Here is a 14,180-nt window from a genome sequence, read left to right as displayed (position 1 = left end):
TTTCTGAAATGACGAATTCATTTTTTTGATTCTTTTATATCGAACTCGCGTTAACTTAGTCCAATAAACTCTTTGATATCATCAACATAAGTACGGTCATTGAAAAGTCTTGGTACTTTATTTTGACCGCCCAGTTTTCCTTTTCTTTTCATCCATTCGTAAAATGATCCTTGTTTCAGAACATAAATTACTGGCAGCCCAAGGGCTATGTCCTTGTATCGTTTGGCTTCGTAATCTGAATTTAATTCTTTGAGTGTGTTATCGAGCACATAGCGGAAATGATCCAGATCGATTGGTGGCTTTGAAAATTCAATCAGCCATTCATGTGCTCCTTTTGACGAATTAGTCAGGTAAATAGGAGCAGCTGTATAATCTGCAATTTCTGCATCACATTGCATGCAGGTTGTTGTAATTGCTTTTTCTGCATTTTCAAGTATTAGCTCTTCGCCAAAAGCATTGATAAAACTTCGGGTTCGACCTGTAAACTTAAAACGATAGGGAGATTTGGAGGTAAAACGAATGGTGTCGCCTATTAAATATCTCCATAATCCTGAATTGGTCGAAATTACCAAAGCATAGTTTGTATGTAGCTCAATTTCATCCAGGCCAATGCATTTCGGATTCTCTTCTTCAAGTTCATTGCTGGCAATGAATTCAAAGTACACACCATGATTGACCAAAAGCAATAACTCATTGGAATCTTTTTGATCCTGAAAACCAAAGAAACCTTCGGAGGCATTGTAGGTTTCAACATAGTTCATATCTGCTCTCGGGATAAGCTTTTTAAAACTGTGCAGATAGGGGCTGAAATTCACACCACCATGAACATATAACTCCAAATTTGGCCAAAGTTCAAGTATGTTGCTTTTGCCACTTATTTTGAGCAAATGATTGATCAGCACCAGTGTCCATGTCGGTACACCTGTGATGTGGGTAATATTCTTATGTATTACCTCCTGAGCCATTTGGTCTATTTTAATTTCCCAATCAGCTATAACAGCTGTTTTTACACTAGGTTGTTGCCAAAGCTTGGCCCAATATGGAAGGTTTTGCGTTAAAATAGCAGACAGATCTCCTACACAGGATTTCTTGTTGAACTGATTGATTTCATGGCTGCCACCTAGCATCAGACCATTGCCAAAATAAACTTGTGTTTCCGGGCTATTATGAACAATGGTAGCAATCAAATCACGTCCGGCTTTGTAGTGGCAATCGGAAATAGACTCATCCGAAACGGGAATGAATTTGCTTTTATCGTTTGTTGTGCCTGATGATTTGGCAAACCAGCGTATAATGCCTGGCCATAATATATCTTCTTTGCCTGCTAAAACAAGTTCGATATAGGGTTTAAGCGCGGTATAATCTCTAACAGGAATGTGCTTTCGAAATGTATCTATTGACGATATTTTTTCAAATTGATGATCAATTCCGAATTTTGTAAATGCACTCTTATGGACTAAATTGAGTGCAATTTCTTCTTGTTTACGAATAGGTTGTTCGATTGATTTTCTGAAATCATCATATCGTTTGGCCAGTTGAGAATTCAAGGTATATGAAAAAAGTTTTTTCAAAATAAATGTATAAACTGAGCGATGTTAAAATGGAGAAAAATCAATAATCAAAATTATATTTTTTAAACTGATTAAGCAACATGAATAGTTAATTCAATTCGAAACTAAACATGAAATGAGCTTGTTTAACCATTTCTAATATGATTATCTGCATGCAAAGAATAAACGAAAATTGAAGTCAAGTGATCCTTAATAAAATGTATGTTAGTTATTTAGATCAAATTCAAATATAGCAAATTATTGATCCTGAATTTTAGTTTTTATGATGTTGATTTTTTTTAAATTGAACATTGATGGCAAGCCTGAAAATAGAGAGATGAAAGACTCTTTCCAACACCCTCGAAATAGCTGAAAACAGTGTGTTTTTAATGCATAAATTAATGCTATGTTTATTTTGCAATATTTATTAATTTGGTTTATATTTGCGTTTGCTTGGATTGATATGATTTTAATCAAGCATTAACAAGTTTAAAAATTGTATAACAATTTAAATTCAGTATCATGATAAAACATTTTACACGATTGTTTTCTTTAATGTTAGGAACTGCTCTTTTTTTAGTCAGTTTCTCCTCATTTGGACAATTAAGTGGTAACTACACCATTGGTGGTGGTGGAGCCAATTACGCTACAATTTTAGCTGCCGTTGCTGACCTTTCTTCTAGTGGAGTTAGTGGGCCTGTTAACTTTACAGTTAATCCGGGTACCTATAATGGTCGTATTGTACTTAACTCTGTTTCTGGAGCAAGTGCAACCAACCGAATAACATTTGATGGTGGTGACAAAGCAACTACCTCAATTACCTATACGGGAAGTAGTACCAGTGACCGTGCAAATATTGTATTTTCAGGCGCTGAGTATATCACTTTCAAGAATTTTCATATTGAAAATTTTGGCTCAAATGCCAATGCAATGGGTTTGTTTTTTACTCAGGATGCTCAATACAATAGAGTTGAGGATTGTGATATTATCATTCCAACGCTAACCAATGGTTATACAAGTATTGCGGTTTTAATTTCAAATTCTGAAAGTAGTTATTCGAGTAGTGGAACTAATGCTAGTTTCAATGTTATTAAGAATAATATAATTAGTGGAGGTTATTATTGTATATACTGGAGAGGTAATACAAATTCAAATCCAAATTGTTGGAATAACCATCTTATTGGAAATACTGTAAGTAATTATTATTACTATGGCATGTATTCCTATTACATGGGTGGTAGCCGCATAGAAGGAAACGTTTTTAACCATGCTATTGGAACTACAAACGGATATTGTATCATGGATTACTATGGTATAGGAGATACAATTGAAAGCAATATTCTTCATGCAGGCTATATTGGTTTATATGTTTACTATCAAAACTATTATGATGCTAGTAATTCGTATCATTCACTAGTACAAAATAACATGATTAGTGATTTTACCTATACAGCTCAAATGGGTATTTATGGCTATCGTGCCGAACGTGTTGAGTTTTATCATAACAGTGTCTGGATTAATCCGGGTAATAACTCTTATTCCTATACATGTTTGTATCTGTATTATGCTGATTATCCAAAAGTTAAAAATAATTTATTTGTAAATACCGGTAATGGAAGGTGTTTAACCTGTATTAATACAACATTAAACAGTGGTGATATTGATTACAATACCTATTATTCTTCTAACAGTTCATTTGTAAATTGGAATAATACAGAACACAGCAATCTTGCATCTTTAAAAGCTGCTGATGCAAACCATAATCAGAATTGTAATTCAAGTGCTCCTCACTTCTCTGATTTTAGCAACTTGCATTATTCTACAGGAACAGTTCCAATATTTACACCATATATGTCAGCCGTTCCTCTCGATGTAGATTATGATACGAGAACAACCTCCTCTACAATGATGGGAGCTGATGAACATGAATTCCCTGCTTATGATCTGGATTTAATTTCTATTTTGGCACCGATTGTACCAGCACCCGGAAATAATACAATCTCATTTTCTTTTGTAAATGCGGGTGCTAATGATCTTTCAGCACAAAACCTAACATTTCAATATTCTATAAATGGAGGAAGCTGGGTTAGTGAAACCTATGCCATGGCTGCATATCCAAAATTTACACAGCCACGTACCTATACGTTTAATACAGCTTGGTATATTCCTGCTGCAGGTACATATGATCTGTGCGTGAGAGTTTCTCCTCAAATTACAAATGACCCCGATGCCAGTGATGAGATTTGTTACTCAGCTTGTACTGGTTTCAAAGGTAATTATACAATTGATGCCGCTGGTGGTGGTAATTTCACCAATTTCAATGATGCAATTTCAGGGATGGCTAACTGTGGCGTTTCAGGTCCAGTTCATTTTACTGTAAAATCAGGAACATATGCCCCATTTGAAGTGCCAGAAATCAAAGGTGCTTCTGCTATAAATTCAATTACCTTCGAAGGTGTTGGTAAAGATAAAGTTACTGTTTACCATCCCGGTGCTGTTGGTAGTACTGATGATCAAGCTTGTATTTATATGGGTGGTGGCGATTATGTTACTATTTCTAATATGACATTGGAAAATGCCGGTGTTAACTATGCAAGAGGTATTCATCTGTATAATTCATCCAACTACAATAGGTTTGAAAATATTGATATCTTTATCAGCAAAACAGGAACAAATAGCTACCTGATACCTATCAACGGATCAAACTCAAAAACATCTTATTCAACACAAGGAGACTGGGGACACAATAACCTGTTCACAAACATCTTTACCGAAGGTGGATATTGGAGTTTTGTAGTTTATGGTGGAGCTGACAATACATTTGATCATTGTGATTTTACAGAAGCTTATTATTATGGATCCTACTCCTATTATGCAGCATCACAAAATATTCAGTATTGTAATTACTATAATTATAGGACAAATATTAATAGTTATGGTTGTATGAATTATTTTGGTACATCAGATACGATTATTAGCAATACTATTCGTGGTGCAGGTCGTTATGGAATGTATGTTTATTATTCAAACTATTATGCTCAAAATGAGTATTCATTAGTAGCTAATAATAGTATTTGCGGTTTCCAGAATGTCGATTATAATACCGGTTTTTATATTTATCGAAATTACAATAACAATTTTGTAAACAATGTTGCTCAGGTTGATGGTAAATATGCCAACTCCTATTCTTATTCAGCAATTTATGCCGGATATTGTTATTACTGTAATTTTTATAATAACGTATTTATAAGTACCAATAATAATTATGTAGCCACATTCTATTATCCATACTATAGCAATTGCGATTATAACGATTATATTCATACAGGAACAGCTACTAATTATTTCTATTATCCAAATACGAACAAAACATGGACATCCTTTATGGCTGATCAAAACAATACAAATTATTTTGGTGCACATGATCAGAATTCATATTATCAGGTTAATCCACAATTTGTAGGTAATTGTAATCATCATCTGGTTAAAGGTAGCTTAGGTTTACAAGGTATCTTGGTTCCGGGTAATGATTTCGATATTGATGGTGATCCTCGTTGTAAGCTAACATCTTTTGTTGGTGTTGACGAACCAGCATGGAAAACCACTGCCAACGATTTTGTTGCTGATGATACCATGTGTCTTTATACACCACTTGTATTTTATAATACAGGTATAGAAGAAGATCCACATAATACAGCTTGGTATTTAAATGGTGATTTTAAAACCAACGACTGGAATTATGTAGAAACATTCAATCAGGTTGGCTGGGATACAGTATCCTTAATTCAGGAAACTTGTTCAGGTGCCGATAGTATTGGTAAAGCAATTTATATTGAAAGTCCAACTGTTGTTCCTTCAGTAGAATTCATGGCTTCTAAAAACGTTTTAGAAGTTGGAGAGCCTATTGTTCTTCAGGATTTAACAAAGAATTGTCCAACAGCATGGATGTGGGAAATTTCTCCTGCTACACAGTATAATCCTGCTACTGGAAATGTTGAACCAACTTACAGATTTATAAATGGAAGTACAGATTCATCGAGAAATCCAGAAATTGTTTTCGATCAGAATGGTTCATTTGATATTTGTTTAACCGCAAGTAATGCAGTTGGAACCAGTGCGAAAGATTGTAAAAATGCTTATTTGAATGTGAAGTTTAGTGCTGCCATGTGTGGCCAGTTCAACGAGGCAACTCAATTATATGGTAGTTTATACGATGATGGAGGAAATGGTAATTACAGTCCTTACACCTCTTGTAACTATCTTATTCGCCCTTGTGGTGATAATGTTGAATTAACCATTGCTGAAATGAATTTGGCAACTGGATCATTCTTGAGAATTTACGATGGTGCTTCAAACAGAGGTTATCCTATGTGGGATCCTGCTTATGGACCAGAAGGAATTACAGGAGATATGAGTCATGTTTTATTTGACACCGTATTAATGTCCACCAGAAGTGGAATGGTATACGTTGAATTTGACGCAGGTGTTTCAGCATCTACCGGATTCAAGTTGGAGTGGGCAAGTATTGGCGCAGGAAGTTATACTGCACCAGTAGCTAGTTTCATGTCAGAAGACACCGCTTGTATTGTTCTTCCAATGTATTATGAGAACACATCTTATGCTGACACAGCTTATAGTAAGTTTACTTGGGACTATGATGGAAATGGTGCTATTGATGCAACCAGTATTCATGGTGAATTTAACACACAATTCCCGGGTATTGCTGCTACCTATAAAACAACACTTACGGTAGATAATTGTGGTGGCGTTGATACATTTGTTAAAGAAATTGTATTGATCAATCCTCAGGCAGCTCCAGTTGGTGATTTCTCTGCTGATGTTAAATATCCGGTTTCAAACCAGGATGTTGTTACGTTTTCAGCGAATACATTCCGCTTGTCGTGTGTAAATGAATTTGAGTGGATAATTACACCAAATACATTCTATTTCGAGAATGGAACCAGTATGTATAGTGAGCATCCTGAAGTTGTATTCCAGGATACAACATGTTACGATGTGACATTGGTAATAGGCAATAGTAACTCTCCATATTCAACTACCTTAAATAAAGTTTGCTACATTCATCCGAAGAAATATTGTATTCCAGGTGTTTTAACCTTACATCAGGATATGGGTATTAATCGTTTCGCTTGTGGTGATATTGATAATTCATCTGCTTCAGGTATGGAAGGTTATAATAACTATACCAATAGTTATTCAACTACCTTGATTGTGGGACAAGTTTACACGGTTACTGTTGAAAGAAATACCAACTTCAATAAAGTTTCAAATGCTGTTTGGGTTGACTTCAATAATAATGGTGATTTCACCGATCCAGGTGATTTAGTAGCTTCTATTCAGAGTTCAAGTGCAAAATCATGGTCAGCCACCTTTGTGGTGCCAACGAATGCCGAAATAGGTGCATCCGTTATGCGTGTAAGCACCAATTATGCTTCATTCGCTGCTGAGCCTTGTGGTCCTAATCAGTTTGGAGAAATTGAAGACTATCGTGTATTTATTTCTCCTGATAATGTTGCTCCAGCCATTGCCATAATTGGAAATAATCCAACTTATGTTGAGCAAGGATATGTATATGTAGATTCAGGTGCAGTTGCAACTGATAACATCATGGGTATTATTAATACTTATGTACATAATGGAGTTCCTTTATTCGGTACGTCAAGTAATGTGAATACAGCAGTACTTGGTCAATATTATGTAACATATTCTGCATGCGATACAATTTGGAATTGCCAGGAAGTAAAAAGAAAAGTTATTGTAACTCCTGACGTTTCTGCTCCTGTAATTACACTTTATGGAGGAGATCCTATTTCTGTGAGTGTGAATAAAGTGTTTGTTGATACATTCTATTCTGCATGGGATGATGCTGAAGGTAATCTTACTTCACAGGTCATGATCAGTGGTAACTTGGATGTATATCAAATTGGTACTTATTCAAGAACATATTATGTGGAAGACAGCAAAGGAAATTCTGATACGAAAATGAGAACCATGATCGTTGAAGATAATGCTGCTCCGGATGTTGTTATGAATGGAGATAACCCAATGTTTGTTGAGATTTCTACATCATTTACAGATCCTGGTGTTACTTATTCCGATAATTACTGGCCACTTAACAAGGTGTCATTAGGTACAACCGGATTGGTTGACATTAACAAAGCGGGTACTTATAAAATAGATTATCAGGTAACTGATTATTCAAACAATTCTCAGACTGTTAGTAGAACGGTTATTGTTTGGGATAGCACAGCTCCAATGATTACTGCTTTAGGTGGTGATGTTATTGAGTTGGAAGTACACGAAATGTTTGTAGATCCAGGGCTGGATATTTCAGATAACAGTCTTTCAGGATTCGTGGTAACACGTTGGGGATCTTTCCTAACGACATTCCCAAATGAAACACCTAATCAACTTGGTAATTACATTATTTTCTACAAGGTGACAGATGCTTCAGGTAATGTTAGTGATATTTTAGGTCGTGTAATCAAAGTTGTTGATTCACATGCACCAGAATTAGCACTTAAAGGTTCACCTTATAAGATTATTGAGAAGTGGGATGCTTTAGGAATTTACAACGAAGAAGGTTACACTTTAAAAGATGCTTACTATGATAATTCAGTGATCACAGTGACTACTGATGACAATGTAGACTTGAATTTCGAAGGTTTATATCATGTTTGCTATCAGGCAAAAGATCCTTCAGGTAATATGACTCCACAGATTTGTCGTTTGGTTAGAGTGATCTATCAGAACACTTCAATTGATGATAATACAGAAACAAAGGTTGCTGTTTATCCAAATCCAACAAACGGTCGTTTTGTTGTTGAGCTGGAAGTTGCCAATGGTTCCAATGTGAGTGTGAGTATCCTGAACTTACTCGGTGAGGAAGTAAAGGTTGTTAGCAGAAATGCTACGGCTCAAGATCAGTATGAAATTGATCTGTCTGACTTTGCCAATGGTGTGTATCTTGTGAAAGTTCAAACCGGAGACAATAGCATTCTTAAGCGTATTGTTCTTAGTAAATAATAGCTTTTAGCTTTTAATTATAAATCCTCCCTGAATTGTCGGGGAGGATTTTTTTTTGTTTATCATTTTGGGCAAATTTGTTATTATCATTGAATTGAAGATGTTTTTGCCTGTTTATTTTCCTTCAATTTACATCGATTGAAATATTTTGTTTTATAATTGGTATTTGTAGGCAATTCGACTACTCTTTTTCCCCTATTCAGATTACCAATATTCCTATTGCATGAATGTAATAATTTTCATATATTTGCTTATGAAGGGTGAGTTGTGCCCAATAGGTATTTATTTCGTTCGAAAAATTAATAATTAAAATTATGATTAGAAAATTACACACTTTCGGATTATTAGTGGCTTTGGTATTGTCAGCTTTTGCTGTAGAGGCTCAAGTTGGAACACCTCAATACACAAATGGATATTCTGGTACTGCAACCAATGTGTTTCCATTTAGAACCACTTCCTCTAATAGAACGCAGTGGTGCTATGCAGCAGGTGAGTTCAGTGGGGCATATCCGGGTTTTATAAGTGCTATCTATGTTCAAACAATGGCTACAGGCTCATCAACATATACCAACTTTACGGTAAAATTAGGTGAAATGCCTGCTTCGTTTACAACATTTCCGAATGGTACTTATTTAACATCAAATATGACTACACATTTGTCTTCATCTTCCTATTCAATGCCAAGCCATGTTAACGGAAATTGGTACAAAATACCTTTGCAGTCGCCCTATATGTATGATCCTTCAAAAACATTGATTATTGAAATTAGCAATACAGCTTACTCAAATGGATTTGGAACAAGACATGATAATGGTACAGGTGGTACAAAACGTATTTATGGTAATGTTGCTAATTCTTCAGGTACTGCTGGAACTTCTTACGGTTTAATGGGTATTGATATTATGCCAGCCTCCGGTTTTGACTTAAAAATGGATGAAATAGTTTCTCCGGTAGTTTTAGGTATTGGGAATAATACGGTCGAAGTAAAAGTGCGAAATGCCAGGGTAGATACTATATTTAGTTTTAGCTTGGGTTATCAATTAGATAATAATACACCTATTATTGTAACTGGTTTAACTCCTTCTACTCCAATATTAACTGGTGAAACCTATAGTTATACATTTTCAACTCCTATAAATATTGCCAATGCTGGTACATATACGCTGAAGGCGTGGTGTTATAATCCAAATAATAAGGGAGTTGATGATATTCCCACGGATGATACCATTACGATTACAACTTGTACAGGTATGAGTGGTACGTATACATTGGGAGGAGCTGGTGCGGCTTATCCTACTTTTGCATCTGCAGCACAGGCATTAACTACATGTGGTGTTGCTGGTCCAGTTACATTCCAGATTAATCCCGGTACATATACAGAAAAGGTATCGATTGGTTCTATTATAGGTGCTAGTTCTACCAATACAATTACATTTGAAGGAACTGGAACTGCATCAACAGAACTTACTTACAATGGATCCAGTACAGCTGATTGGACAACTCTATTGTTAAACGGTGCTGATTATTGCACTTTTAAAAACATGACCATCAGTAACTATGGCGCAACTTATGCCAATGCTGTTTTATTGTCGGCTGGAGCTGATTATAATAATTTTGATAGTTGTAATATTCATGTAACCTCAGGAACAGGAAGTTATATGTGTCCGGTAAATATTTCAGGATCCACAACAACTTACACCTCTGGTAATTCAGGCAACTACAATATGTTTACAAATAATGACATTAAAGGTGGTTATTATTGTGTTCGTGCCTATGGAGGAGGTTCTACTGCTATAGTTGTTGGAAATGAATTCATTAATAATGATATCTACGATTATTATTACTATGGCATGTATATGTATTATTGTGGAGATCAGGTTATTGCCTATAACCGGATTTCAGCCAGGAGAACAGGATCCTATACAGCCAATGCCTATGGTATTATGAATTATTATGGCCGTGGTGATATTATTAATGGTAATATTATCAAGGCAAATGGCTATTATGGTATTTATAGTTACCGCCAGAATTATTACTACCAGAGCGGATATCAATCCTATGTATGTAATAATATGGTGTCAGATTTCATCAATACGTCTTATCAGGTAGGTCTTTATGCCTATTATAATTACAATACAAATATTGTAAACAATTCTTTCTGGGCGAATGGTAGCTATGGAAGCAGTTATACGTATGCAGCATTATATGCCTATTATCCTTACTATTGCGATATTTCAAATAATATTTGTATTACAACGAATGGAAATCTGGCATTTTCATTAATGTATCCTCAAAGTACAACATCTGATAACAACCTGTTTAATTATACAGGAAGTACTGGATACCGATTCTGTTATTCAGGAACTTACTATTACAATTTTGCCACATTCCAGGCCAATAGTTCGTATGGAGCACATGATCAAAACTCACTCGATCAAGCCGATCCACAGTTAAAATCGATGAGTGATCTTCACCTTTTACCAGGAGCAGAAGGTTATATTGGAAAATTAGTTAGTTATCCTGATACAGATGTTGATGGCGATCCCAGATGTTTGTTACAGAGTTGGATAGGAGCTGATGAACCTTATCATACACCACAAAGTGTTGATTTCATTGCTGCTGATACAATTTGTTTGATTACTCCTGTTACATTTTACAACACAGGAATTGAAAGCGAGCCTCATTACAATGAGTGGTATTTGAATGATAATTTTGAAACAAATGATTTCAATTTCACCCATTCGTTTACAACCTCAGGAATTGATACGGTTGAATTTAGAATGCTGACTTGTAGTTCCAACGATACAATTATAAAATATGTGTACGTTGAAGCACCAACCGCAGCACCTGTTAGTGAGTTTATGGCCGAAAAGAATATTGTTGAGATCGATGAAATTATCGAGTTAATCGATATTTCTGACAGATGTCCTACATCCTGGACCTGGGCAGTAACCCCAGCTACAGTCACCGATCCTATTACAGGTTTACCAGAGGCTTCCTATAATTTAGAAAACTCTACAACCTTAAATTCACAAAATGTAGAGCTATCCTTTAATTACTCAGGTGATTATACCGTTGCCTTAACCACAACAAATGGAATAGGAGCCGGACCAACAGAAAGCAAAGTAAACTATATCAATGTGAAGTTTGTTGCTGATATGTGTGGAATGGATAATGAAAATTCTGAACCACTTGGCAATCTGTATGATGACGGTGGTAAGAATGGAAATTATGCCGCTAACGGATTCTGTGATTACCTGATTCGTCCTTGTGCCGATGATGTAAAAATCACTTTTGTTGAATTTAGCTTAGGTACTGAGTCATATTTAAGACTTTATGACGGAGCCACAAACCGTGGAACACCAATTTGGGATACAGAAACATATCCTGATGGAATAACCGGTTATATTGATGATGCAGGTTTTGATACCATATTAACCTCTACAGCAAGTGGAATGGTTTATATTGAGTTTGAAAAAGGAGCACAAGCAGCTAAAGGATTCAAATTGACTTGGGAAGGCGTAGGTGCAGGAAATTACTTAGCACCAATTGCTGAGTTCGATTGTGCTGATACAGGTTGTGTTGTTAATTATTTCCAATTTGAAAATATATCCTTTGCCGATCCAATGTATTCACGTTATACCTGGGATTATGATGGAGATGGAAACTTAGATGGTTATGATATACATGGTGAGTATTTAGCTTCTTTCCCTGGTATTATTGCCCAATATTTGACAACCCTCACAGTTGATAATTGTGGTGGAATGGATACCTTCAAGAAAACCATCTTTTTGATTAACCCACAATCCAAGCCAACTGGAGAATTCTTTGCCAATATTGAATCACCAGTAAGGAATCAGGATATTGTAACACTTGAATTTGTTCCAGAACGTTTATCCTGTGTGAATACATATGAGTGGATAATTTCACCTTCTACCTTCTACTTTGAGAATGGAACCGATATGTATAGTGTAAATCCACAAGTTGTATTTAAAACCTTGGATTCATTTACAGTTACCTTAAAGGCTGGAAATAGCAATACACCATATAGTTCGGTACTCATTAAGGAAAAGTACATTGTACCAAAAGAGTATTGTTCACCTATCGTTCTGAATTTACACCAGGATATTGGAATCAGTCGTGTAGCTATCGAGGATATTGATAACTCCAGTGCTACCGGAATTGAAGGATATGCTAATTACTCGAATATAGCATCCACCAAATTGGTAGTAGATCAAAACTATAGCATAACAGTTGAAAGGAATTCAACTTTCAATGCCATGGAAAGAATAGTCTGGATTGATTTGGATAATGATGGCGAGTTTGAGAACACAGAAATTGTCGCCTTTGAAGATTCAGCACATACCCAAGCATGGACAGGCAATATTTATATTCCAACCACAGCTACATTGGGCGCCACTATCATGCGTGTAGGAGCTAATTATTCAGGCTACAGCAACAATCCATGTGGTCCGTTCCAGTTTGGCGAGTTTGAAGATTATCGTATTTTCATCTCTCCTGACAACACCCCACCAGTAATTACCCTAATTGGTAATGCAACTGAGTATGTAGAGCAGGGTTATACCTATAATGATCCGGGAGCAACAGCCTGGGATAATTTACAGGGTAATATCGATACAGCAATCATGGTATCAGGAACAGTGAATACAGCCGTAGTAGGCGGATATTTTATTTCCTATAATGTTTGTGATTCACTGGGTAATTGTGCAGCCACAACCAAGCGTTTGGTCATTGTTACTCCAGATAACACACCACCAGTAATTACTTTATTGGGAGGCGATCCATTTGAAGTGAATGTGAACGTAGCTTATGTTGATTCCAGCTACACTGCATTTGACTTAGTAGATGGTGATATTACCGATCAGGTGGTATTAACGCATAATGTTGATCCATATGTATTAGGTGAATATGCTGTTTCTTATTATGTTGAGGATGCCATGGGCTTATCAGATGCAAAATCACGCGGTGTTATTGTAAAAGACGTAGCCGCACCAACCATTACATTGGATGGAGATGCCATGATGTATGTAGAGATCATGACTCCATTTATAGATCCGGGTGTTACTTATTCAGATAACTACTGGCCACAGAACAAAATTAGCTTTGTTAAATCAGGACTGGTTGATACAACCAAAATTGGTACGTATATGGTTAATTATTCAGTAACAGATGCATCAGGAAACGGACCAAATAAAGTAACACGTACAGTTATTGTCTGGGATAGTTCAGCACCAACCGTAGTGGTTAATGGTCCCGATGAGGTTGTCATCAATGTTAATGAAGAGTGGGTTGATCCGGGTGTAAATATCACAGATAATTCCTTTAGTGGATTTGTGATTGAAACACAGGGTACATTCTACAAATATTTTGGCAATGGAACCGAGGTCATGATGCCAGATTCAATTGGCTTATTCTCAATTTTCTATAAAGTAACAGATGCCGCAGGTAATGTTAGTGATATGATTGCACGTATTGTTCGTGTAGTTGACATCAAATGTCCTGTGCTAACACTTAAAGGTGATTTATTTGTTACAGTAGAGAAGTGGGATGACTATGATGATG

General features: G+C 36.0%; 3 protein-coding genes. 2 read left to right on the top strand and 1 reads right to left on the bottom strand.

Annotated elements, in window-relative coordinates; translation table 11 throughout:
• Positions 1-50 precede the first annotated feature (50 nt).
• The gene (locus tag HOG71_13120; protein MBT5991786.1) at positions 51-1,547 is read right to left on the bottom strand and encodes a GH3 auxin-responsive promoter family protein; all 1,497 of its coding nucleotides are present in this window, start codon (positions 1,545-1,547) and stop codon (positions 51-53) included.
• 525 nt (positions 1,548-2,072) lie between these two features.
• Here HOG71_13120 and HOG71_13115 point away from each other — a divergent pair.
• A complete protein-coding gene (locus HOG71_13115; protein ID MBT5991785.1) occupies positions 2,073-8,597 on the top strand; it encodes a DUF5011 domain-containing protein in 6,525 nt (2,174 codons plus the stop codon).
• Positions 8,598-8,911: 314 nt separating this feature from the next.
• Positions 8,912-14,180: DUF5011 domain-containing protein (locus HOG71_13110; GenBank protein MBT5991784.1), on the top strand; the 5,269-nt coding region annotated here is incomplete at its 3' end.

The organism is Bacteroidota bacterium (assembly GCA_018698135.1).
In the GTDB taxonomy this organism is placed as follows: Bacteria; Bacteroidota; Bacteroidia; order CAILMK01; family JAAYUY01; genus JABINZ01.
Note: the sequence above shows the minus strand (reverse complement) of the source record. Positions and strands in the feature narration are given on the sequence as shown.